The sequence below is a fragment of the Mycetocola sp. Y444 genome, assembly GCF_059445295.1.
The window spans coordinates 634,490-657,320 of the sequence record NZ_JCAIUB010000003.1 but is presented as its reverse complement, the minus strand read 5'-3'; the positions used below and the strand labels follow the sequence as shown (position 1 = coordinate 657,320).

Genomic DNA, 22,831 nt, shown 5'->3' with positions numbered 1-22,831 from the left:
TCGGCAACTCACTCAGCGGGGGGCGCCGCTTCCCGAGTCCCGGCCGACGAAGTCGTCGCTGGGAATCGGTGTTGCGTGGCGGCCGGGTGCGTCGTCGCTGTCGCCAGCGACAGCATCCGTTGCCCGCTCCGTGCGTGCGTCCGGTCCACCGGGTGTTGTGACGGCGTCGGCACGCTGCGCGGTGTGCTCGTCGAATTGATCGACGATGCCGTTGGTCTGGTCGAAGGGGTGGGCGACGTCGCCCAGGACGCCGACGTTGGCTTCCCGGTCGGCGGCGGAATCAGAACCGGTGTTTGCTCCGGCTTCCGTGCGATCTGCGGGGCTGACTTCTCCGTCGGCATCCGTGATCTTCAGCTGGTCTTCGATTTTGCGTTCGTCACTCATGACCCGAACCTACGCTCGGGCGACCGCCCAGCCAAGCCCTTGACAGTAGCTGGGGAAATTCAGGCGACTCTCGCGCCGAGCGCTGCAGGTCCGTGCCCGCGCTGCAGATGCTTCTGTAGCGTGGGCATGGATGTGTAGCGGTCGGGAGCGCTGGCTCAGCGCGCACCCCGGGAGGCCGGGCGGGCTCACCGGCGAACGGGCGAGCACGCCCGACCGCGCAAGCATCAGTTCCGGTCGAGAACATCACGCGCAACTGATGCTCTCGACCGAAACGGATGCTCTCGGCGGGCGAGGGCAGGCAGCGTCAGGCCGACGCGACCCGCTCACGGTAACTGAACGACGCTCCGCGGTGCTCGGCGGGCAGCCGGTCGCCCCGCCCGTGCAGCTTGTTGCGGAGCGTGCCCGGCGTGTAGTCGCTCGGGTAGGCGTCCCGCTTCTGCAGCTCGGGGATGACGAACTCGACGATGTCCTCGAACGAACCCGGCGTGATCGCGTACGCGAGGTTGAAGCCGTCGACGTCGGTCTCTTCGACCCAGGACTGCAGCTGATCGGCAACCTCGCTGCCCGACCCCACGATGCGGGTACCGAGCCCGCCGATGCCTGCCCACGCGGCGATGTCGCGCACGGTCCACTCACTGCCGTCCTCAGACGCCGCCTGGAAGTTCGCGACCGCCGACTGGATGGCGTTGCTCTTCACCTCGCCGATCGGAGCGTCGAGGTCGTACTGTGACAGGTCGACACCCATCCACCCCGACATGAAGACGAGAGCGCCCTCCACACTCGCGTACTGCTGGTAGTCCTCGTGCTTGGCCCGCGCCTTTTCGGGCGTCTCATCCGTGATCACGGTGACCAACTGGTAGATCTTCGCGCTGTACCTGTCGCGACCTGCCGCTTCGAGGGCATCCCGGATCTTGGACACCGTCGCCTTCAGTACCGCCTTCGTCGGCGAACCCACGAAGATCGCCTCGGCGTTCTCGGCGGCGAACTGCACACCACGACCGGACGCACCGGCCTGGAAGATCACCGGCGTGCGCTGCGGCGATGGCTCGGCGAGGTGGATGCCCGGCACCGTGAAGTTCTTGCCGGAGTGGCCGATCTCGTGCACCTTGGTCGGGTCGGTGAAGACGCCGGTCTCCCTGTCGCGCACGACGGCGTCGTCTTCCCACGAGCCCTCCCACAGCTTGTAGAGCACCTCGAGGTACTCGTCCGCGATGTTGTAGCGCTCGTCGTGTTCGACCTGGTCGTCGTGGCCCATGTTGCGCGCGGCGCTCGGCAGGTAGCCGGTGACCACGTTCCAGCCGACCCGACCCTTCGTGAGGTGATCGAGCGTCGACAACCGTCGGGCAAACGGATACGGGTGCTCGTACGCGGTGCCGGCGGTGATGCCAAAGCCGAGGTCCTCGGTCACGGCGGCCATCGCCGAGACGAGCAGCAGCGGGTCACCCACCGGGACCTGCGCACCGTTGCGGAGCGCAGCCTCGTTGCTGCCGGCGTACACGTCGTAAGTACCGAGCACGTCGGCGATGAACAGGCCATCGAACTTGCCCCGCTCGAGCAGTTTCGCGAGCTCCGTCCAGTAGCTGAGGTCGGTGTACCGCTGTGACTGGTCATCGGGATGACGCCAGAGCCCGGGTGACTGGTGGGCGACGCAATTCATGTCGAACGCATTGAAACGGATGTGACGAGCCATGTTTCCATGGTCGGTCACGTCATCCGTGAGGTCACGTGGCACCGCAACACGACGTCACACTGTGCTGCCGGCCGAGACCATCAGTTCCGGTCGAGAACATCCGGCGCAACTGATGCTTTGGACCGGAAGTGATGTTCTCGGCGCACCGCCCGTAACCGGCGTGGACCTACCCCCTGAGCACCCGCTCGTACACGGCGATCATCCGCGCGGTCTGGTGACTCTGCCGGAACTCGACGCTCTCCTGCGGCGCCACGACGAGCCGCGCCCCCGACGTTACGTCCGCTGCCACGTGCCGAATGGCATCCGCGAGCGCACGCACACTGCCGTCGGTGGGCTGCCAGTAGATCCCATCGGGCAGCTCACCCGCGATATTCGGGTCGCTCACGATCGACGGGGTACCGAGCGCCGCGGCCTCGAACACCGTCATGCCCTGGGTCTCGAAGCCGATCGAGGTCTGGACGAGCGCATCGGCGGAGGCAATCGCGGCGAGCGCATCGCGGTACGGCACCTTGCCGGCAAAGACCACCCGGTTCTCGAGCCCGTGCTCACGCACGAACGCCTGCGCTTTCTTGAGCAGCAGCCCGGCGCCGTAGAGCCGGAACTCCGCGTCGACATCCGCGAGCCGAATCGCGTCGAGGTACTCCATGATGCGTTTCTCGGCGCTCATCCGACCCATCCAGACGAAGAGCGGCCGACCGCGGTCGGCGGCGGTGGGCGCGGCGAGCACCTCGTCGACGAGGGCATCGTCCGCCCCGGTCCAGATCACGTCGATATCGCTGCCGACCCCGTTCGATTCGAGCAACCGGGCGAAATGACCGCTTGGCGCCACCGACGCAGCGACCCGCTCGGCGAACTCATCGAGGTAGCTCCACGCACTCGGACGGAGCGCCGACAGCCGCGGCTTCAGCACACGGTGCTCCCACCAGAGCAGCGCGCGGATCACGAGCTTCGGAAACGGCACCACCTGCTCGAGTCCGAACTCCATGTGGTTGTGGAAGGTATGCACCGAACGGATGCCGTGGCGCGCGGCGAACCGATACCCGAGCATCGCACCCCAGTAGTCGGCCTGCACGTGCACGATATCCACCGGCGGGCGGGTGGCCAGCGCCGCATCGAGCAACCGGTCCGCGCGGCGACTCGGCACCGTCAGCGAGTACTCGCGGTCGAGGGTGATCGGAACGGACGGCGTGTCGATGTAGTCGGCGCTGCCCGCGTGCTCCCGATGCATCTTCGGGGCAACCACGGTCACCCGGTGCCCGGCGAGCTCGAGGAACCGTTTCTGCAGTCGGATGGAGACCTGCACTCCGCCGAGGGAATCGGCGTGCTGGTCGCTGAACATCAGTATGTGCATGGTGCTCTCAGGCTACCGGTGACGTGCCGGACGTTCCCGCAGGCCGGCGCACCGGCATCCGCTCGACCGCGCCGGAACATCGGCCGGCAACACAGCGGTCAGCCGCTGATGCCCTCGACCTCTTCGAGGGCCTCGATCAACGAGCCCTGGGTGAAGCCGAACCACTCGTAGAGGCTCTGCACGTACTCGGTGTCTGCGCCGTCGACCGCTGGAGCTTCGGTGCCGATGCCGAGGTTGGTGGCAAGCACGAGACGCAGGTCGGTGAGGGTGCCGAGCCAGTACATCGAGTACTCACGGTCCAGCCGGACAAGCGTGACGTCGCCATCGACGGTGGTGCGCACACCGGCCTTGTCGAACGACTCGAGCACGCCCTGCGCGTTCTCGATCTTCCGGTCGATGAGGTCGTCGATGGTGAACCGCCGGAATTCGTCGGATGCCTCGGGGTCGTCGGTGTAGGCATCCGGAAACAACCGGGACAGTACGGCGCCATCGATGTCGGCTTCACCCTCCTTCACGCGAACGAGAAGCGAGATGATCTGCTGCACCAGGTCGGTGAACATCATCACCTCCTGGGACTCGAACTCCGCGAGGATTTCGCCCCCGGAGGCAACACCGAATGCCCTCATCGCTCGCTCCGGGTGAGGCTCGCGAGGAGGCCATACCCGTGCATCGCGACGACGTGCCTCTCCATCTCTTCGCGGGTGCCCGTTGCGACAGTGGCGCGTCCGTGGTGATGCACCTGCAGCATGAGTTCGTCTGCGCGTGCCTGGCTGAAGCCGAAGTAGCTGCGGAAGACCCAGGAGACATACGTCATGAGGTTGATCGGGTCGTCCCACACGACCGCGTTCCAGGGCTCGCCGAGCGTCAATTGCTCGTCGAGGTCGCGCAGCTCATCTAACTTGGGCACACGACCAGCTTTGCACTGACGGGCGACAAAGCACAGCCCGGCCTTCAGGCTGTAGCGTCCTGCCGCAAAGTGCAGTACCAAACCGATCCGAGTGGACACCGCGTGCGGATTGCCGGATAGTCTCGAACGAGACGGCGCGTGCCGTCGAGGCCACGGGAGGCACTGTTGTTGAAACTGGGTTTGAAGGCATCGGCTGAGCAGTTCGGTCCTCGTGACCTCGTCGAGCTCGGCGTCGCAGCGGAGCGGCACGGCTTCGACAGCGTCACGGTGAGTGACCATTTCCAGCCGTGGCGGCACAACGGAGGACACGCCCCGTTCTCCCTCGCCTGGATGACCGCTGTCGGCGAGCGGACCGAGCGGATCACCATCGGCACGAGCGTGATGACACCGACTTTCCGGTACAACCCCGCCGTCGTCGCTCAGGCGTTCGCCACGATGGGCTGCCTGTACCCCAACCGCATCTTCCTCGGCGTCGGCACCGGTGAGGCACTCAACGAGATCGCCACAGGCTTCCAGGGCGAATGGCCCGAGTTCAAGGAGCGTTTCGCCCGCCTGCGCGAGTCGGTCGACCTGATGCGGCAACTCTGGGTCGGCGACCGCGTCGACTTCGACGGTGAGTACTACAGGACCCAGGGCGCATCGATCTACGACGTACCCGAGGGCGGCATCCCCGTGTACGTGGCGGCCGGTGGTCCGGTGGTTGCGCGCTACGCGGGCCGTGCCGGCGATGGTTTCATCTGCACGTCGGGCAAGGGCATGGAGCTCTACACCGACAAGCTGCTTCCCGCCGTGGCCGAGGGCGCAGCAAAAGCGGGTCGGGATGCCGCGGCGATCGACAGGATGATCGAGATCAAGATCTCCTACGACACCGATAAGGACGCGGCCCTCGAGAACACGCGCTTCTGGGCGCCGCTGTCACTGACCCCCGAGCAGAAGCACTCCATCGACGACCCGATCGAGATGGAAGCGGCCGCCGACGCGTTGCCGATCGAACAGGTCGCAAAGCGCTGGATCGTGTCGAACGACCCGGACGAGGCGGTGTCGCTCATCAAGCCGTACATCGACGCAGGCCTCAACCACCTCGTGTTCCACGCTCCCGGTCACGACCAGGAGCGGTTCCTCGAGCTGTTCGAGCGCGACCTCGCACCCAGACTCCGCGCGCTCGGCTAGAGACCTGCACGCTGTCGGTGACGCGGTCCCTCACTGATTCCTCCGGTTCACCGCCGTCGTCCGGCGACCGCGGCGGGTACACCCAGGTGACAAGCACCACCGAGATGATCATCAGCAGGAACCACGACACGAGTTTCGACATCGACACGATCTGCCAGCCATCGACCTGGTCGGGGTAGGCCCACGCCCCTGCCCAGGTCGCGATGTTCTCGGCCAGCCAGATAAAGAACGCGACGAGCGAGAATGCCAGGAGTAACGGCATCCGGAATGTGCGTCGGAAGACGCGGAAGTGCATCACCGTTCGGGCATAGATCGCGATCACAGCGGCGAGCAGCACCCAGCGGAAGTCCAGGACAAAGTGGTGCGCAAAGAAGTTGACGTAGATCGCGCCGGCCACGATCGCCGTGATCCAGCGCTTCGGATACCGGGTGAAGCGCAGGTCGAAGAGCCGATAGACCCGAACCAGGTACGAGCCCACCGCGGCATACATGAACCCGCTGAACAGCGGCACACTTCCGATCCGCAGGATGCCCTCGGCCTCGTAGCTCCACGAACCGACGTCGGTCTTGAACAGCTCCATCGCCGTTCCGACGATGTGGAACAGGATGATCACCCGCAACTCGCGCAGGGTTTCGAGTTTCGCGACGACCATGACGATCTGAATCGCGATGGCCGCGAGGGTCAGGGCGTCGTTCCTGGCGAGCGCCGCGTCGTCCGGGTACCAGAGCCGTGCGACGAGAAGCACCGCGAGCAGCGCGGCACCGAACACGCAGGCCCAGGCCTGCTTTGCACCAAAGACGAGGAACTCGATCAGCTTCGAACGGATGCCGTCGGTCGGCGCGCCATCCAGTAGAGCGTGTGCGCGAGCGTCGATGAGCTCTTCGACGGGCGTGAAGCGGCGAGGCATTCGCCCACGCTACAGCCCCCGGACGCGGGACTGATCGGACCGCGCCGTTCACCCTAGGCTGGGCAGGTGAGAAAAGCTCACCTTGGAAGTCCGCGAAAGGCGCTCGAGTTCATGACCGAACGAATCGGAGTCGTCGGCGGCGGCATCGTCGGCATCGCGGTGGCCCGCGCCCTCACCAGCCGCGGACAGGGCGAGGTAACCGTACTGGAAAAGGAGCGCAGGCTCGCCGTCCATCAGACCGGACGCAACTCCGGCGTCGTCCACGCGGGTATCTACTATGCCCCCGGTTCCCTCAAGGCGCGGCTGTGCGCGCTGGGCCGCGAACGCACGCGAGAGTTTTGTGCCGAGAAGAACCTCCCGTATCGCGAGGTCGGAAAGCTGGTTGTGGCGGTGACGGATGCCGAACGCGCGGCCCTGTCGAGCATCGAGGCCCGCGCTCGCACCAACGGCGTTCCCGGGTTACGCCGCGTCGACGGCAACGAGCTCCGCGAGATCGAGCCGCACGCCGCCGGTGTCGCCGCATTGCACTCTCCACACACCGCCGCCGTTGACTATGCGGCGATCACCGAGGCGATGGCGGATGACGTGCGGCAGGGCGGCGGCCGCATCCTCCTCGGCACGGAGGTGATCGACATCCGCAGGGAACCAGGCGGCGTTCGCGTGATCACCGCGACCGCCGACCTGCACTTCGACCGGCTGATTGTCTGCGCCGGCTTGCAATCCGACGTCGTCGCCGCGTTCGTGGGCGCACCTCCCTCGCCCCGGATCCTGCCGTTCCGCGGAGAGTACTGGGCCATGGCCCCGGCGAGGCAGTACCTCGTGCGGGGCATGATCTACCCGGTCCCCGATCCGCGGTTCCCGTTTCTCGGCGTCCACTTCACCCGTGGCGTCTACGACGACGTCCATGTCGGGCCTAACGCGGTACCGGCGCTCGCCCGCGAGGGGTACAGCTGGGGACGGGTATCGATGCGCGACACCTGGGGATCGCTGACCTGGCCCGGCGCCGGCGCCCTGGCCCGCCAACACTGGCGGATGGGGGCGAAAGAGGTGGCGGCGTCCCTGATCAAACAGGTCTATTTCGCCGAGGCAAGGCGGTTCGTACCCGACCTCGAGATGAAGGACCTGACCACGAAAACGGCGGCAGGAGTGCGTGCGCAGGCGTGGGATTCCAGCGGGGCCCTCCTCGACGACTTCGCCGTGGATCAGGTGGGCGCTGTCACGATTCTCCGCAACGCGCCGTCGCCCGCCGCAACGTCATCGATGGCGATAGCCGACTACCTTCTCGACACCCATGTCTTCGCGGGCCGCTGAGCGCCAGCGCACGTCCCGGAGTCAGCTCCTGGTCGACGCCGTCACCGTGAACTTGGCGTTGCGTCCGATCTGACGGGTCGGGCCGATCTCGCGCTCAAGCGCTGACCGGTAACCAAGGTGGGAATTCCACACAGCCCACAGTTCGCCGCCTGGCCTCAACACGCGTGCGGCCTCCGCGAAGAGCTTGTGCGCGATGCCGGCGTGCACGGTGGCGCCGACGTGGAACGGCGGGTTGAGCAGGATCAGCGACGACGATGCGTCCGGCTGCATCGACAACCCGTCGTCGCGCACAACCGAGACGCGATCGGCGACGCCGTTCGCGAGCGCGGTCTCACGGGCGGATGCCACGGCGGCCGCCGATTGGTCAGTCGCGGTCACGCGCATGGCGGGCCGGGCGCGAGCGAGGGCTGTAGCGAGCACACCGGTGCCGCAGCCGAGGTCGATGGCATCAGCGGCATCGGGAACCGCGTCGAGGACCTCGAGCAGGAACCGCGTACCGATGTCGATCTTCGTACCGGCGAATGCAGCACCGTGCGCCACGACCCACAAGCCGAGGTCGGGGTGGAACTCGCGCGCCGGCCACGCCGGTTCACCACTGACACTCACTGGGTCGCGGGCAATGAGCACTCGGGATTTCTGCTGAGCGAGCGACGCGGTCACGGTGCCGAAGTACCGCGCGAGCACGTCGTTCATCGCTCGGGTCATGTGTTTGACCCGCCCGCCGGCATACACCGTCACGTCCGGCTCGGCATGCCTCGCGATCAGTTCGGCGATCTCGGCGAGGGCGTCGAGCGAGCGGGGCAACTGCAGCAGCACCACCCGTGCACCTCGAAAAAGGGTGGCGTCCAGCGGAAAGTGGCGCACGGCATCCGTCATCGACAGCGCCCTGGCATTGGCGTCGAGTGCACGTTCGCCGGACAACTCATCCTGATGCGTACGGATGCCTGTGGCCCCGTCGTGCGCCGCAGCGAGGGTGAGTGCGCCGTACCGGTCGCCGACGACAACGGTCTCTCCGCTGCCCGCTGCGCGGAGTGCGTCAGCCGCTGTTTCGAGGATGAGCCTGTCGCTGGCGTCAAACGCGAAGAGATTGTCGGCTTCGATGTCTGGCCAGCGGCGGAGCCGGTCGAAGGCGAAGTCAGTCACCTGTTCAGGGTATCTCCCCGGCTCACACCGATTCGCCTGGTTCGCCCCGGTCCGGCATCCCCGGACCGGGCGAGCTCGGTCTGCGGTCAGCCCTGGCGGTTCTTCGGTTCCCCGTCGGACGGATCTGTGCGCCCTCGAGCCGGTTCAGCCGGGGTCGGCGTCCCCGGGTTCGATACTCCCGGTGCCTGTGCCCCCGGTGCCTGTCCGGCGTGCGTCGTTCCGGCGTTCGGGGTACCTCCGTGTGTGGTGCCGACTGGGGTGTTCGCACCGACGCCGTGCTCACCACCGGCGGACACCCGGTGGTCTGCTGGCGCCTGTTCCCTGAAGACGTGAGCCATCCACCACCAGCTGAGCAGACCGATAGCCGCATTCACGACGAGACTGATGAGCAGGAAGAGCAGGGCAAGACCGAGCGCTGTCGGTGCAAAGTTGACGCTGTCCATCCACTGCATCTGGCCCGGGTCTCCGAAGTTGCGGAAGTCGTCAGGATCGTTGAAGTCCGGGTCCCACACATTGAAGAGACCGGTGATCGGCGAGCTGAGCGCGCTGAGGAAGAAGTTCCCGACGACGGCGATTCCGAGTCCGCTCCAGGTCACGGCAACCGGTCTGTTGACCGAGTGGCTGCGCAGGATCCACAGGCTGGAGAAGTAGCCGAGGAGCCAGATGATGATGCCGAGTATCAGGGCACCGATGAGCCACGGAAGCAGGGTCGACCATGCCTCTCCGATGAAGCTCTCGATCTCCTGGGGCTGTGGTCCTCCGTTGGGAGAGAAGTCATCGGGATCGTTTCGGGCGGCCCAGCCGATAATCGTGCCGAGGAAGGCGCCGAGCAGAGCGATGACGAGCGGGATGGCGATCATGGTGAAGCCGAGAGTCATCAGCGTAAACCCGACGGCACCGGCGATCATGGCCCCGCGGCGCTGGCGAGGAGCAAGCGGCGGCCGCGGCGGGGTGACCGGACCGGCAGCGCGGGGAACATAGTTTCTCGGCGGCTGGGGACCACCCGGACGAGGCGGGTACCCCGGCTGCGGCGGGTAGCCCGGCGGGTAGGGTTGACCACCCTGCTGGGGCGGATAACCGCCCTGTTGCTGCGGATAACCACCCGGTTGTGGCGGGTATCCACCCTGCTGGGGGGAGCCAGCCTGCTGGGGGTAACCGGCCTGGGGGTAACCGGCGTGCTGCTGCGACGGGTAACCCGCATGCTGCTGCGGGTAACCGGACTGGGGCTGACCCTGGTTGATCGTGGGCGAGGTTCCGGCCTGCTGGCCCGGCACCTGCTGGCCGCTTATCTGCTGGCCCGGCATCTGGTGAGCCGGCGCCTGACTCGCATCGGGAGGAGGAGGGGGCGGGCTTCCGGGAGGTGGCGCCTGGGGCGATCCTGGTGGTGGGCCACCGGCGGCGTTCGAGCCCGTCGGTGGCGGTGTCTTGGCTTCAGCGCGTGGTTTGCTTTTCCTGCCCGCCGGCGGCTTCTGCTCGCTCATGCGGTCAGCATAGACCGGGACCTCCCGGGCCGAAAGGGACTAACGCTGGAACGGTCTCCAGACGACGAGCTCGGTCCGGCGCTGTGCCCTCGTGCCGCTCTTGAGCGGCACGACGTCGCCCTGCGAACCGGCGGCGAAGACCCGCCGGCCGGGTGATTTGAGCATCTCATCAGCGAGCGCGTGTTCAAGCTCGCGAACACGCGATGACAGCGAAGCGACCTCGTTCTCGAGGGCGAGAATGCGGCCGATGCCCTCGAGGCTGACGCCCTCGGCACTCAGTTTGGCGACCTCGCGCAACTGCACGACATCCCTCATCGAGTACCGGCGGGACTTGCCGGCCGTTCGGGTTGGCGAGACGAGGCCGAGCCGGTCGTACTGCCGCAGTGTCTGCGGGTGCAGTCCGGCCAGCTCGGCCGCTATCGCGATCGCGAAGATCGGCGAATTCTCGTCCACGCTCTATCCCCTCGCGCGTGCGATCAGGTCTTCGCGAGGGTTTTCTCGGGGTTCCACCTCGTGGAATCGCTCGAGGGCCTCGCGTGCCTCAGCGCTCAGGTGCGACGGCACGGCTACCTGGACAACCGCGAGCAGGTCGCCGGTGCCCTTCGAGGTAGCGACGCCCCTGCCCTTGACCCGGAGCACACGACCGGACGGCGTTCCCGGTGCGACTCGCAGCCGCACGGGTTCCCCGCCGAGTGTCGGCACCTCGATCGTCGCGCCGAGCGTTGCCTCGACGAACGTCACGGGGACGTTGACGCGCAGGTTGAGTCCGTCGCGCTCGAACACCGGGTGCTTGCGCACGGATACCGACAGCACGAGGTCACCCGCTGGCCCTCCGTCCGGAGACTGGTGGCCCTTTCCGCGCAGCTTGATCTTCTGCCCGTCGGCGACACCCGCGGGGATCTTGACCTTGATCGTCCGCCCCTCCGCGGTCTGCAGGGTGATGGTGTCACCCTTGACCGCGGTGAGGAAGTCGATAGTGGTGGATGCCGTGACGTCACGTCCCGGCGTCGGGCCACCGAACCCACGGTAGCCACCGGAGGGCTGGCCGAAGCCACCGCCCCGGCCGAAGACGCCACCGAGGATGTCCTCGAAGTCCGCCTGCTGGTAGCTGGTGCTCGTGCCACGAGCACCCCCACCGAACATGCCGCCGAAGACATCGTCAAAACCGCCGGCCTGTCCGCCGCCACCGGGAGCGGTGAACCGTGCACCGGATCCCATGGCGCGAACCGCGTCGTACTCCTTGCGCTGTTCCGGGTCGTTGAGGACCGAGTAGGCCTCGCTGAGCTCCTTGAACTTTGCTTCGGCCTTCGGGTCGCCCGCGTTCGAGTCCGGATGGTATTTCCGCGCAAGCTTGCGGTAGGTCTTCTTCAGTTCAGCCGGCGTGACATCCTTCTTCACGCCAAGAACCTTGTAGAAGTCCTTGTCGAACCAATCCTGACTTGCCATCGTTCCTACTCGGCGGGAACAGCGACGACGACCTTCGCCGCGCGGAGGAGGGTCGAGCCGACCATGTAGCCCGTCTCAACGACATCGAGAATTGTTGCGATCTCAACGTCGGGGCTCGGCTGCTGGAAAATCGCCTCGTGGATGTTGTGGTCGAACGGTTCACCCTTCGCGCCAAACGGGACAAGGCCCAGTTTGGTGACGCTCGTGCGGAGCTTCGCGGCGATCGCCGTGAACGGGGTATCGCCCTCGAGGTCGCCGTGCTTCTCGGCACGGTCGAGGTCGTCGAGCACGGGAAGGAGGGATTTGACGACGTCACCGGTCATCCGCTCACGGTCAACCTCGCGGTTCGCCTCCGTGCGCTTGCGGTAGTTGGCGTACTCGGCGCTCAGCCGCTTGAGGTCGACCAGGTGCTCGTGCTCGGGGTCTGCGTCTGCAGCACGCGCCGCCTCGTTCTCGGCGTCCTCGGTCTGGACCGCGTCGAGGATGTCCTGAACGGTCAGCTCGTGGTCGCCATCTTCGGGCAGTTCGGCCTCGGGGACGTCGGTCTCGGATACTTCGGGGTCCACCTGCGACCGAGGGCCGGAAGCCGTAGCTTCCGACCCTTCGTTCACTGGCTGAACCTCGTCACCGTTTTCTGGAGTCGGGTTCGTGTCAGTCATTGTTATTTCTTGTCGCTTTCCTCGTCGTCGACTACTTCAGCGTCAACAACATCCTCATCGGATGCTGTCTCAGCCGGCTGCTCGGTTCCCGCTGCTCCCGCTGCTGCGTCGGCCTGCTGGGACTGGGCGTAGATGGCCTCGCCGAGCTTCGTCTGGCTTTCGTTGAGCTTATCGAAGGCGGTCTTCACGGCTGCGTCGTCGTCGCCAGCGAGCGCTGACTTGAGTGCGTCAACGTCGCCCTGCACCTCGCTCTTGACGTCTTCGGGCAGCTTGTCGTCGTTTTCCTTGATGAGCTTCTCGATCGAGTAGGCGAGCTGCTCTGCGGTGTTGCGGGTCTCGGCCGACTCACGGCGGGCCTTGTCCTCAGCAGCGTGCTCTTCCGCCTCGCGGACCATGCGCTCGATGTCTTCCTTAGCGAGGGACGATCCACCGGTGATGGTCATCGACTGCTCCTTGCCCGTGCCCTTGTCCTTGGCGGACACGTGCACGATGCCGTTGGCGTCGATGTCGAAGGTGACCTCAACCTGCGGGACTCCGCGCGGCGCCGGAGCGATACCGGTCAGCTCGAAGGTTCCGAGGTTCTTGTTGTCGCGGGTGAACTCGCGCTCACCCTGGAACACCTGGATCGCAACGGACGGCTGGTTGTCGTCTGCCGTCGTGAAGGTTTCGCTTCGCTTCGTCGGGATGGCCGTGTTGCGCTCGATGAGCTTGGTCATGATGCCGCCCTTGGTCTCGATACCGAGAGACAGCGGGGTGACGTCGATGAGTAGAACGTCCTTGCGCTCACCCTTCAGCACACCGGCCTGGAGTGCGGCGCCGACAGCGACGACCTCATCCGGGTTGACGCCCTTGTTGGGCTCCTTGCCGCCGGTCTCCTGCTTGACGAGTGCCGAAACGGCGGGCATGCGGGTCGATCCACCGACGAGTACGACGTGGGCGATGTCGCCCACCTTGATGCCGGCCTCACGGATGACGTCCTGGAAGGGCTTCTTGGTGCGGTCGAGGAGGTCAGAGGTCATCTGCTCGAACTGCGCGCGGGTCAGGGTCTCGTCGAGGTTGACCGGGCCGTTCTCCGTGAGGGAGAGGTACGGCAGCTGGATCGACGTCGACATGCTCGACGACAGTTCCTTCTTGGCCTGCTCTGCGGCTTCCTTGAGACGCTGCTTGGCGATCTTGTCGTTCGAGACGTCGACGCCTGTGGTCTCCTTGAAGCGCTTGATGAGGTACTCAACGATGCGCTGGTCCCAGTCGTCCCCACCGAGGCGGTTGTCACCGGCGGTCGCGCGAACCTGGATGGTCGAGAAGTCGTCGTCCTTGCCCACTTCGAGCAGGGAGACGTCGAACGTTCCTCCACCGAGGTCGAAGACGAGGATGAGCTCGTCTTCCTTGCCCTTGTCGAGGCCGTACGCGAGCGCTGCGGCGGTGGGCTCGTTGATGATGCGGAGGACGTTGAGTCCGGCGATCTCACCGGCTTCCTTCGTGGCCTGACGCTCAGCGTCGTTGAAGTATGCGGGGACCGTGATGACGGCATCCGTCACCGTGTCACCGAGGTACTGCTCAGCGTCGCGCTTGAGCTTGGCGAGGATGCGCGCCGAGATCTCCTGGGGCGTGTACTTCTTCGCGTCTACGGCGAAGGTCCAGTCGGTTCCCATGTGGCGCTTGACCGACGCGATGGTGCGGTCGACGTTGGTGACTGCCTGGCGCTTCGCGGTTTCACCGACGAGGACCTCGCCGTCCTTCGTGTATGCAACCACAGACGGGGTGGTGCGGAGCCCCTCAGCATTTGCGATGACGGTGGGCTCGCCACCTTCAAGTACGGCCACACAAGAGTTGGTGGTTCCGAGGTCGATTCCTACTGCACGTGCCATGTGTCTATTTCTCCTTTGAGACCGCGAACGGTCTGATTCGATGTTGGCCGGGTATGTTGGCCCGCAATTCGAAGTGTGTGATGGTCGCTCATAGTTGAGCGCCGATGACTCAAGTTTACCGAACCGCCGACGGCTGTCAACTTTTGTCGGCAAATCTTGAGCCAGGTCGACTCAAGTTTCCGGGCGCGATTGACAACCGGAACCGCCCAACCTCGGGTGTACACGACGACCGGATGACACGCCAGAGGCGACCATCGAAATGGCCGCCTCTGGCGTGCCTCTGGTGCGCCCCTGCACCGCCCGAAGCCGGCATCCGGGAGTCCTCAGTCGGTGCGCCGAAGCGCCGCAGCGATCCCCGCGATGACGAGGACAACTCCCCCGGCGACGAGAGCCACGATCAGCCAGGTGCCCGCATCCAGGCTGAAGGGAACGAGCGCGTTGGTCACCATGAAAGCGGCGAAGACGAGCAGGATCACGCCCCACAGGATGGTGCCGAATCGAGCGTGCCGCCGTTCAGAATCACGGGATGCCGCCCGGTCACCCGTGCGATCCTCGAGTCCAGAGAACAGGGCACCGGTGGCGTCGGTTGACGGGTCGGTTGACGGGTTGGTTGCCGGGTCGGTTGCCGAGCCGGCTGCCCCGGCTGTGAGATTGCCGTTGCCGTTCATCGTGCACTCCTCGCGTTGTTCTCAAGGTCGACGCTTCCCGCACCGATCCAGATCCGGACCGTCGTGGTGTCACCCTCCGAGGTGTTACCGAAGCGAAGCACCTGCCGGTACAGCGCCGCTCCCCTCTCCCGCCGCTCACCGTTATCGACGTCGCTGATACCGGCGACACCGCCGGCGACCTCGAGGATGACGGGGACGTCCTGCGGGAGAATCAGGTCGACGGTTCCCGCTGCAAGCCACAGGTCAACGGTCCCGCCGGTCTGAGCACCGCGATCATCCAGCGCCGAGAGATCAAGCGTCGGCGATCCAGCCGCCATGGCGAATCCCGACGTGGATTCTGACGGAGCATCGGTCACCTGCCAGGTCGTGTTGCCGAAGACGGAGAGCGCTGTTCCGCGCGGGAACACTCCCACGAAGAGCAGTGCGAGAACCGCGACGACGGCAAAGAAGCCGAGCCAGCCACTCTCACGACCGCGGATGCCGGCAATGACGGTGGCGAGCGCCAGCACTCCGAGTGCGGATCCTGTGCCGATCACCACCGCGGTGTCTGACATCGTGGTGTACCCGAGGGCAATGGCGACGAAAACGCCAGTGAGCACCGCCAGACCGAGCGAGATCGAGACGAAGGCGGCTCCGGGCTGGCGGGAACGGTAGCGCTCCTCGTGCTCACGCCGTTGCTCAGCGTGAATGGCCGCGCGACGCCTGCGCTCGGCATCCCGCTCGGCCGCGCCTGGCCGCTGCGGCGGGTTCCAGACCGCGCCGTACACCCGGGTTCCCTGGTCTGGGGCGGAGTGAGCTGCTTCAGCCGTTGCGAACCAGGGCTCAGCGCCGGCCGGGGTGGCTGCGGGAGCAGGACCGAACCCGTATTGCGCGCCCGCCCCGGCATCCGGTGTCGAATCAGTGCCGACGCCGGTCGACGGACGCTCGTGAGGTGCCTGCGCCTGGTTCGGTGCTGCCTGCACCGGGCTGGTCCAGAAATCGGCGTGCGAGCGGGGCTCGGGCTGGCCGGGGGCCTGTGCTCGTGCGGACGGCACCCGCCGTGCGATGACGACGGTGAGCCAGATGAGCCCGGCGATGAGGGCGAGTGTCCAGCCCGTGCTGAGCGTCGACTCGAGCCACCCGGGCATATTCCACGCGTCGGGGGCACCCCGCCACCAGATGCCCTGCATGAAGGGGAGAAAGGCAAGGGTGACAAGAATGATGATGGCAATCATGGCCGGGTCGAAAATCCCCTTGAGGGCCCGTTCGGCGTATATGCGGCCAGAGCTGTCGGGCAGCAACGCCCACGCGATCGCGTAAAGGAACAGTGCGGGGCCACCGAGCAGGGCGACGACGAGGATGACGCCGCGCACGATCAGCGGGTCAAGGCCGGTGTGCCGGGCGATGCCACCGGCGACTCCGCCGAGCCAGGCGTCGTCTGAACGACCAATACCCGTTCCCCGGATCCAGTCGAAGAAGGTGACCTGTGGCACAGGCGGCGTGTGGCTGTCCGGTGCCGGTGGGGCGTCTGGTGTTGACGGTGCTTCATTCATACTCCGAGTGTGGCGCTCACCGGCACGCCGCTGCCATGAGGGATCCCCCGGATCGGACCCTGAGATTTCGGATTTCGGTCCCTCGGTGAGGATCAGGGGTGCTTGGATTGCAGCATGGACGCAGCGCTGATGACCCGCCCCCGCGTCCGACTCGTTGGCGGGGTGTGCGCTGGTTTTGCCGAGCACACCGGTCTGCCCCTCCCCCTCGTGCGGACGTCTGCGGTGATACTCGCCCTGTGCGGCGGAGCGGGGATGCTCCTCTACGCCTGGTTGTGGGCGACGACACCGGTCGCGATCGAGACCGCCGACCCGGTGAAGCGCGCGCTCACCAAACCCCACGACGAAGACGACCCGTCGTCACCGCCGGAACGACGGGCACCGGTCACCGAGGTGCTGCTCGGCCTCGCGCTGCTCGCCGCTGCCGCGGCTCTCGTCGCCTCCCGACTCGGCGTCGATGTTCCGCTCTCCTTTGTCATCCCGGCCATCGTCGTGCTTGGCGGAGCCGGACTGGCCTGGCGCCAGTTCGACGATCTCAGGCGCCAGCGGTCCTCCTCGTCATCGGCGCTGCTCGTCCGGGCGCTCGGGGCGCTCATTCTCGTCGCGGTCGGAATCCTCCTGTTCTTCCTCACCGGCGACGAGCCCAACGTCTGGACCGTGTTCGTCGCCGCGATCGCTGTGCTGTTCGGAGTCGCGATCGTGGTCGCGCCCTGGCTGGTCCGACTCACCCGTGACCTCGCCGACGAGCGGGCAGCGCGCGTGCGCGAGGCCGACCGGGCGGAGATCGCGGCGCACCTCCACGACTCCGTGCTGCAGACCCTTGCGCTCATCCAGCAGAAGGCCGGGCCGGCGAGTGAAGCATCCCGGCTCGCGCGAGCGCAGGAGCGTGAGCTGAGGGACTGGCTGTTCGCCGGCTCCCCCGGATCCTCGGTCGAGTTCGCCGATGAACTCCGCCGAATCGCCGGGGTGATCGAGCAGGATTATGCCGCCCTCATCGAGGTCGTCGCCGTCGGCCAAAGCCAGACCTCTGTCCCTGACGCGCTCCTCGGCGCCGCTCGCGAGGCGATGCTCAACGCGGCACGGCACGCGGGTGGCACCGTGTCCGTCTACCTGGAGTCGTCGCCGACCGCCATCGAGGTCACAATCACCGACCGCGGGCCGGGGCTGAACCTCGACGAGATCTCCTTCGACAGGATGGGGATCCGCGAATCGATCCTCGGTCGCATGCAACGCATCGGCGGCACAGCCGAGCTGACAACCGGACCGGGCGGCACGGGCACCGAGGTCCGCCTTCTTCTGCCCCTGACCACTGGAGCCGACCATGCCGACAGCTGAATCGAACCACCCCGAGGCCTCGAGCGGCCCGGACCTCACCGTGGTCATCGTCGATGACCATTCGATCTTCCGCTCCGGTCTTCGTGCCGACCTCGCCGACAGCATCCGGGTCCTGGGCGAAGCGGCGACGGTCGAGGACGCCATCGACCTCGTTCTCGCGACCCAGCCGCAGGTCGTTCTGCTCGACGTTCACCTCCCCGGCGGTACGGGGGGTGGGGGTGCCGAGGTCATCCGGCGGGCAGCGCCGCAGGCCCCGAACACACGGTTCCTCGCGCTCAGCGTCTCCGATGCCGCCGATGATGTCGTGACGGTCATCAGGGCGGGGGCCCGCGGTTACATCACAAAGAGCGCATCGGGTGCTGACGTGTCGGATGCCGCGCGGCGCGTTCGCGACGGAGATGCCGTGTTCTCGCCCCGGCTCGCCGGGTTCGTCCTTGACGCGTTCGGCGCGGTCGCGGGAGAAATCGCGGAGGCCTCGGATGAGCTCGATCGCCTCTCTGCGCGAGAGCAGGAGGTGATGCGCCTGATCGCGAGGGGCTACTCGTATAAGGAGGTAGCGGCATCCCTCTTCATCTCGGTGAAGACCGTGGAAACCCACGTCTCCAGTGTGCTGCGGAAGTTGCAGCTGTCGTCGCGGCACGAGCTCACCGCATGGGCGCTTGCCCGCAAGCTGCTCTGAGCCCCGCACGTACGAACGTCTCTACGTGCACCCCGTCCCCCGGCGGCGGATGCGATCGTGCTGCATCCACCGCCTGGCGGTTTACCCGGAGTGGGCAGATCTAGCCGAGCCGCGCGGCATCGACGACCGCTCGCGCGAGGGTCGCCGCGACAGGCGATATGGGCTGCGCGTGCCGCAAGCGCAGCGTCGTGAGTGTCACGCTGCCCTCACTCCAGCGCACGGTGGCTGTCGTCGTCGCAGCTCCGCGCAACCAGCCGGAGAAGATCCCCGAGTAGACCCTGGCGGAACGGATGGCGTTCGGAATGCCGGTGAGCACGTGCTCGCCGAGCAGATCCTCGAATGCGATGCCGAGGAGAGTACTTCCAGGCACGTTTGCGAACGGACCCGAGCGGTCAAGCCATTCGCTGCGCGGCACCCAGTCGCCGTCACCAGAGCGCGGGCCGACCCGACCGGCGGTGAGCAGGTCGAATGCCCCGTCGAGGGCACCCGGCTCTTCGACCAGCACGAGCACGCGGCCGCCGTCACTGGCGTGTGCGCGGGCAGCGGCGTCGAAAACGGTCGTGACCAGGAGTGAATCCGGTTTCAGCTCGGCATCGCAGCCAAGCCCGATGGACCGTGCCCAGTCGGCGATGCCGCTGTCTGCGGCAACAACCGCGCCCCCGGCATCCGCACCGACGGGTGCGACGACCACGAGGTCGGCGGCGTCGCGAGCAGCCACCTCACCGTTCACGACAAGTTCTGCGGCGAGCTCGTACTGGCCGGGCTCGCCCGGCACGGGCACTGACACGCGCGCGGTCGTCCAGCGCTCGGCGTCGTCCGGGATCGTGGAGATCTCGACGCCATCGAGCAACACCCGGACGGTACCCGCAACAGGAGAAGATGCCGATCCGGTGCGAGCGGGCACCGTCGTGATGCTCAGCGCCAGACTGTCACCGGTGACGGCGCTGTATGCGTCCGGCCGGAGGGCGATTGCCCGGTCGCCGTTGGCGAGGGCAAAAGCCGCGGTACCCGCCTTCGGCGTGCGGTTCATGTCGAACAGCCCGTTGGCCTCCCACTGCACATCGCTCAGCTGCGTCAGCACGTATCCGCTGATGCTCGGCTGCATCCGGATGGATGTGGTCTGGTAGCGGTTCGCCACGAGTTGCGCGTGGTGCAGCTGGGCGACGAGGCCCTCCCACGTGCCGAAGACGCGGTCGAGACCGAGTTCACCGAATCGTTCCATCAGGCGGGTGCCTTCTGCAGCGCCGTAGGCCCAGTTGGCGCCGAGGCCGAACCACCACGGTTCCGCCCCGTCGGTGTACTGGTCGCGCACGACCGGCAGCGCCCAGTTTCCGAACTCGGAGAGCATGAGGGGCTCGGTTCCGGAGCGTTCCGCGTCGCCGTACGCGGAGTACGTCCAGTCGGGACGGGCGGCGAACTCCTCGATCTTCTCGTCCCATTCCCGACGCGACTCGGGGATGCCACGGTAGACGTGATAATCATCGACATCCGAAACCATGTGGAAGTTGGGGAAGCACGCGGAGTTGTCGACGACGAGCGAGCCGCGAGCAACAGCCTTGATCCGGTGGAACGCGTCGGCGAGCCAGCGCCGCTGGCGTCCGCTCGTCATGTCGAGCCCCCAGGACTCGTTGATGATCGTCCACATCACGATGCTCGGGTGATGCTGGTCTGCGGCGATGAACCGCTCGAGCATCGCGAGTCCCTCGTCTGCGCCGCTTTGGGTCCAGACCATCCAGCTCGGAAGTTCGGTCCAGACCAGCATTCCCATCCGGTCGGCGATCTCGTAGTAACGCGGATCGGGACGCTTGATGTGCACGCGGAGCATGTTGAAGCCGAGCGCACGAGTCTCGTGCAGCAGCTCTTCCCACTCCTCGGTGCTCTCGGGGATCGGTGCCGAAGAGGGGTGGTAGTCCTGGTCGAGAACCGCACGTACCTCGAGCTCGTGGCCGTTGAGGAAGAACGCACCGTCGCGTGCCTCGATCGTGCGGAAACCCGTGTTCCGCGAGACGACATCGGCTGTGCCGTCTGTCGCCTCCAGCCTGAGCGTCACCGTGTAGAGCGTGGGCTGGTCGATGCCCCACAGCTGCACATCCGGCACTGTGACAGTCCCGTTGTACTGGCCGTCCTGTTCTTCCAGGTCGGCTCGAGCGACGACCTCGTCGCCACGGCTGACCGTCACCTCGGCCCGCGCCCCGGGGAGCGAGGCAATGGCGCGAACATCGATGGTGCCCGTCGGGGCATCCGCCCGTACCTCGATCTCGGCGATGTGGTGCAGCGGCCTCGACTCGATGAAGACCGACTGCCAGATGCCCGCCGAGGTGCCGTACCAGGACTGTTTGCCGTGCGGGATCTCGAGGTAGCCGGGCTCAGTGTCGGTGTCAGCGCGCGGCGGATAGGCAACAACCACATCGAGTGAGTTCGTCCCGGCGGTCACAACGTCGCTCACGTCGAAGGAGAAGGCTTCCCAGGCGCCGACGTGGGTTCCGACCACGGTTCCGTTGAGCCTGACCTCGGCGGAGTGGTTCACTCCGTTGAACACGAGGTGCACAGCCCCGGTGCCTGGCGTCCAGTCGAACGTGCGCCGGTACCGGACGCTCTCGTGCGAGTCCCCGTGTCCGGCCAGCTGAGCGGTCCACGCGCCGGGCACGGTCACGGCCTCGAGCCGCCCGCCAGCGTCGTCGCCGTCGAGGAGTACGAGCTCCCATCGGCCGTCGAGGGAGAGTCGTTCGCGAGGGTGCAGGCTCATGTGCCCATCCTTCTTGATAATGAGTGGATCAGAGCCGTGGCCCGCCCCGAAAACGGGAGCGGGCCACGATTGTGTTGCGAATCAGTCCTGCTACTTCAGTTCCTGGCCGACGCGCTGCTGCGCCTCGGTCAATGCTGAGTCGAGGTCTTTTCCGTTGAACCAGACCTCTTCGAGCTGCTTGTGGATCAGCGACTTGATCGCCGTCCAGTTCTCGACCTGCGGCACGAAGCTGATGTTCTCGAGCGCCGTGTCTGTGTAGTTCGCCCGCTCGGGAGCGTTCTGGTAGTCGGCGGATTCAACGACCGAGACGCGAGGCGCGATGTGCCCGGTCGCTGTGGCCCAGACACTCGTGTTCTCGTAGAGGAAGGAGGCGAACTCGAGCGACGCACGGTACTTCACCGGGTCGTTGTCCTTCTGCACGGGCAGCACCCACATGTGCGAGGACGCCCAGACGGCGGCTTCGTCCATGATCGTCGGGAAGTCGGTGACCGTGTAGCCGAAGGTAGCCGTCGATGCGTACTCGTTGACGCCCCACGTACCGTTGACGAGGATGGCGGACTCGCCGTTCTTCCACTCCTCGATCGAGCCCGAGTAGTCGGCCGTGGTGTGGATGTAGCCGTTGTCGATGAGTTCCTGGAGCAGCTCCATCGCGGCCTTCGCCTCGGCGGAATCGACGTTCGCCTCACCGTCGACGATGAGGTCAGAGCCCTGCTGGCGCACGAACGAGTAGAACATCCGCCATGCCATGTCGTCGTTGGCGAACCCAACGGACATCAGAGCCTTGCCGGTCTTGTCTTTGACAGCCTGACCCATGGCCATGAGCTCGTCGGCGTTGGTCGGCATGACGGGCCGGCCGTCCGCGTCCATGTAGCCGGCAGCGCCGAGGACATCGGTGTTCACGTGGGCGAGAATCGCGTGCGAGTCGAACGGGACCGCGAAGGTCTTGTCGTCGTAGGTGACCGAGTTCTGGGCCTGCTCGGTCGCGTCATCCATGTCGATGTCGAGTGCTGCGGGGTCGAACGACACCAGCTGGGCACGTCGCGCGTAGTCCGACAGCGCGTAATCGTGCAGGTTCGCGATGTTCGCGGGTTCCCCACCGGCGATCGATGCGTTGAACGCGTCGTAGTACGAGTTCCAGTCAGCACCGCCGAGGCGTTCAACGGAGATGCCGTGCTCGTTCTCGGCGTTGAACTTGTTGGTCAGGATCTGGATTGCTTCACACTCGGATGCCGCCATGGCGGGGTCGGTGACGCCCTTGGTGGTTTCCTCGCAGTCGCCGAACATCCGCGACATCGTGATGCTGGTGCCCTTGAGCTGCTCGTCTGTGACCGCTTCGATCTTCGCCGTCATGTCATCGTCTCCGGCGGCTGTGCCGGTTCCGGTTCCAGTGCCACAGCCGGCGAGCAGCATCGATGCTGCCGCGACCGTCGCGAGAACCGCTGGGATGCGTTTTCCGTTCATGTCTGTTCCTGTCTTGTTAGTGGAGTGCTTGTTACGGGTGTTCTTGTTACGGGTGTTACGAGTGGACCTGCAGCACAAATGCAGGGGGATGCGGTT

The 22,831-nt window shown here is 66.2% G+C and carries 20 protein-coding genes; 4 read left to right on the top strand and 16 right to left on the bottom strand.

Annotated features, from left to right (window positions below; translation table 11 throughout):
- Positions 1 to 12: 12 nt before the first annotated feature.
- From AC1C2M_RS14635 to clpS, 5 genes are all read right to left on the bottom strand, one after another.
- Positions 13 to 384 (bottom strand): hypothetical protein, encoded by a 372-nt coding sequence (locus AC1C2M_RS14635; RefSeq protein ID WP_495437308.1) that lies wholly within the window; start codon positions 382 to 384, stop codon positions 13 to 15.
- A gap of 304 nt (positions 385 to 688) precedes the next feature.
- A complete protein-coding gene (locus tag AC1C2M_RS14630) occupies positions 689 to 2,074 on the bottom strand; it encodes an LLM class flavin-dependent oxidoreductase (protein WP_495437306.1) in 1,386 nt (461 codons plus the stop codon).
- 166 nt (positions 2,075 to 2,240) lie between these two features.
- Entirely contained in the window at positions 2,241 to 3,425 is a 1,185-nt protein-coding gene (locus tag AC1C2M_RS14625; protein WP_495437305.1) for a glycosyltransferase, read from the bottom strand.
- 98 nt (positions 3,426 to 3,523) lie between these two features.
- Complete coding sequence (locus AC1C2M_RS14620; protein WP_483406117.1) at positions 3,524 to 4,051, bottom strand: DUF2017 family protein; 528 nt, start codon at positions 4,049 to 4,051, stop codon at positions 3,524 to 3,526.
- Complete coding sequence (clpS, locus tag AC1C2M_RS14615) at positions 4,048 to 4,332, bottom strand: ATP-dependent Clp protease adapter ClpS (protein ID WP_483406118.1); 285 nt, start codon at positions 4,330 to 4,332, stop codon at positions 4,048 to 4,050. The genes AC1C2M_RS14620 and clpS overlap by 4 nt, the downstream gene beginning before the upstream one ends.
- A 165-nt stretch (positions 4,333 to 4,497) precedes the next feature.
- Here clpS and fgd point away from each other — a divergent pair, with 165 nt between their 5' ends.
- Entirely contained in the window at positions 4,498 to 5,502 is a 1,005-nt protein-coding gene (fgd, locus tag AC1C2M_RS14610) for a glucose-6-phosphate dehydrogenase (coenzyme-F420) (RefSeq protein WP_483406119.1), read from the top strand.
- On the opposite strand, the gene AC1C2M_RS14605 is transcribed toward fgd, so the two are convergent.
- Positions 5,405 to 6,409, bottom strand: coding sequence for a DUF817 domain-containing protein (locus tag AC1C2M_RS14605; RefSeq protein WP_495437303.1), 1,005 nt, complete (start codon positions 6,407 to 6,409; stop codon positions 5,405 to 5,407). The genes fgd and AC1C2M_RS14605 overlap by 98 nt on opposite strands.
- A 111-nt stretch (positions 6,410 to 6,520) precedes the next feature.
- Between AC1C2M_RS14605 and lhgO the strand changes: the two genes are divergently transcribed.
- Complete coding sequence (lhgO, locus tag AC1C2M_RS14600) at positions 6,521 to 7,720, top strand: L-2-hydroxyglutarate oxidase (protein WP_495437302.1); 1,200 nt, start codon at positions 6,521 to 6,523, stop codon at positions 7,718 to 7,720.
- A gap of 21 nt (positions 7,721 to 7,741) precedes the next feature.
- On the opposite strand, the gene AC1C2M_RS14595 is transcribed toward lhgO, so the two are convergent.
- From AC1C2M_RS14595 to AC1C2M_RS14560, 8 genes are all read right to left on the bottom strand, one after another.
- Complete coding sequence (locus AC1C2M_RS14595) at positions 7,742 to 8,863, bottom strand: class I SAM-dependent methyltransferase (protein ID WP_495437301.1); 1,122 nt, start codon at positions 8,861 to 8,863, stop codon at positions 7,742 to 7,744.
- Between the two features lie 86 nt (positions 8,864 to 8,949).
- Positions 8,950 to 10,344 carry a DUF2062 domain-containing protein gene (locus AC1C2M_RS14590; protein ID WP_495437299.1) on the bottom strand — a complete coding sequence of 465 codons (1,395 nt, stop codon included), beginning with the start codon at positions 10,342 to 10,344 and terminating at the stop codon, positions 8,950 to 8,952.
- A 39-nt stretch (positions 10,345 to 10,383) separates the two neighbouring features.
- Positions 10,384 to 10,797 (bottom strand): heat shock protein transcriptional repressor HspR, encoded by a 414-nt coding sequence (locus tag AC1C2M_RS14585; RefSeq protein ID WP_483406124.1) that lies wholly within the window; start codon positions 10,795 to 10,797, stop codon positions 10,384 to 10,386.
- Between the two features lie 3 nt (positions 10,798 to 10,800).
- Complete coding sequence (locus tag AC1C2M_RS14580; RefSeq protein ID WP_483406125.1) at positions 10,801 to 11,790, bottom strand: DnaJ C-terminal domain-containing protein; 990 nt, start codon at positions 11,788 to 11,790, stop codon at positions 10,801 to 10,803.
- A gap of 5 nt (positions 11,791 to 11,795) precedes the next feature.
- Entirely contained in the window at positions 11,796 to 12,449 is a 654-nt protein-coding gene (locus AC1C2M_RS14575; protein WP_483406126.1) for a nucleotide exchange factor GrpE, read from the bottom strand.
- 2 nt (positions 12,450 to 12,451) lie between these two features.
- On the bottom strand, positions 12,452 to 14,317 hold the full coding sequence (gene dnaK / locus AC1C2M_RS14570) for a molecular chaperone DnaK (RefSeq protein WP_495437297.1): 1,866 nt from the start codon (positions 14,315 to 14,317) through the stop codon (positions 12,452 to 12,454).
- Between the two features lie 323 nt (positions 14,318 to 14,640).
- Entirely contained in the window at positions 14,641 to 14,985 is a 345-nt protein-coding gene (locus tag AC1C2M_RS14565) for a hypothetical protein (RefSeq protein ID WP_495437295.1), read from the bottom strand.
- Positions 14,982 to 16,517, bottom strand: a complete 1,536-nt coding sequence (locus tag AC1C2M_RS14560) for a PspC domain-containing protein (RefSeq protein WP_495437294.1) — start codon at positions 16,515 to 16,517, stop codon at positions 14,982 to 14,984. The genes AC1C2M_RS14565 and AC1C2M_RS14560 overlap by 4 nt, the downstream gene beginning before the upstream one ends.
- A 114-nt stretch (positions 16,518 to 16,631) precedes the next feature.
- On the opposite strand from AC1C2M_RS14560, the gene AC1C2M_RS14555 reads away from it, so the two are divergent.
- Both AC1C2M_RS14555 and AC1C2M_RS14550 read left to right on the top strand, forming a co-directional pair.
- A complete protein-coding gene (locus AC1C2M_RS14555) occupies positions 16,632 to 17,849 on the top strand; it encodes an ATP-binding protein (protein ID WP_495437292.1) in 1,218 nt (405 codons plus the stop codon).
- Positions 17,836 to 18,528 (top strand): LuxR C-terminal-related transcriptional regulator, encoded by a 693-nt coding sequence (locus AC1C2M_RS14550; RefSeq protein WP_495437290.1) that lies wholly within the window; start codon positions 17,836 to 17,838, stop codon positions 18,526 to 18,528. The genes AC1C2M_RS14555 and AC1C2M_RS14550 overlap by 14 nt, the downstream gene beginning before the upstream one ends.
- 100 nt (positions 18,529 to 18,628) lie before the next feature.
- Here the strand turns inward: AC1C2M_RS14550 and AC1C2M_RS14545 are convergent, their stop codons facing one another.
- Positions 18,629 to 21,274, bottom strand: coding sequence for a glycoside hydrolase family 2 protein (locus AC1C2M_RS14545; protein WP_495437288.1), 2,646 nt, complete (start codon positions 21,272 to 21,274; stop codon positions 18,629 to 18,631).
- Between the two features lie 90 nt (positions 21,275 to 21,364).
- Positions 21,365 to 22,735, bottom strand: coding sequence for a type 2 periplasmic-binding domain-containing protein (locus AC1C2M_RS14540; RefSeq protein WP_495433559.1), 1,371 nt, complete (start codon positions 22,733 to 22,735; stop codon positions 21,365 to 21,367).
- Positions 22,736 to 22,831 lie beyond the last annotated feature (96 nt).

Coding starts and splice junctions, on each gene's coding strand:
- AC1C2M_RS14635 (WP_495437308.1), bottom strand. CDS start 384: ATGAGTGACGAACGCAAAATCGAAGACCAGCTGAAGATCACGGATGCC.
- AC1C2M_RS14630 (WP_495437306.1), bottom strand. CDS start 2,074: ATGGCTCGTCACATCCGTTTCAATGCGTTCGACATGAATTGCGTCGCC.
- AC1C2M_RS14625 (WP_495437305.1), bottom strand. CDS start 3,425: ATGCACATACTGATGTTCAGCGACCAGCACGCCGATTCCCTCGGCGGA.
- AC1C2M_RS14620 (WP_483406117.1), bottom strand. CDS start 4,051: ATGAGGGCATTCGGTGTTGCCTCCGGGGGCGAAATCCTCGCGGAGTTC.
- AC1C2M_RS14605 (WP_495437303.1), bottom strand. CDS start 6,409: ATGCCTCGCCGCTTCACGCCCGTCGAAGAGCTCATCGACGCTCGCGCA.
- lhgO (WP_495437302.1), top strand. CDS start 6,521: ATGACCGAACGAATCGGAGTCGTCGGCGGCGGCATCGTCGGCATCGCG.
- AC1C2M_RS14590 (WP_495437299.1), bottom strand. CDS start 10,344: ATGAGCGAGCAGAAGCCGCCGGCGGGCAGGAAAAGCAAACCACGCGCT.
- AC1C2M_RS14580 (WP_483406125.1), bottom strand. CDS start 11,790: ATGGCAAGTCAGGATTGGTTCGACAAGGACTTCTACAAGGTTCTTGGC.
- AC1C2M_RS14575 (WP_483406126.1), bottom strand. CDS start 12,449: ATGACTGACACGAACCCGACTCCAGAAAACGGTGACGAGGTTCAGCCA.
- dnaK (WP_495437297.1), bottom strand. CDS start 14,317: ATGGCACGTGCAGTAGGAATCGACCTCGGAACCACCAACTCTTGTGTG.
- AC1C2M_RS14565 (WP_495437295.1), bottom strand. CDS start 14,985: ATGAACGGCAACGGCAATCTCACAGCCGGGGCAGCCGGCTCGGCAACC.
- AC1C2M_RS14560 (WP_495437294.1), bottom strand. CDS start 16,517: ATGAATGAAGCACCGTCAACACCAGACGCCCCACCGGCACCGGACAGC.
- AC1C2M_RS14555 (WP_495437292.1), top strand. CDS start 16,632: ATGGACGCAGCGCTGATGACCCGCCCCCGCGTCCGACTCGTTGGCGGG.
- AC1C2M_RS14550 (WP_495437290.1), top strand. CDS start 17,836: ATGCCGACAGCTGAATCGAACCACCCCGAGGCCTCGAGCGGCCCGGAC.
- AC1C2M_RS14545 (WP_495437288.1), bottom strand. CDS start 21,274: ATGAGCCTGCACCCTCGCGAACGACTCTCCCTCGACGGCCGATGGGAG.
- AC1C2M_RS14540 (WP_495433559.1), bottom strand. CDS start 22,735: ATGAACGGAAAACGCATCCCAGCGGTTCTCGCGACGGTCGCGGCAGCA.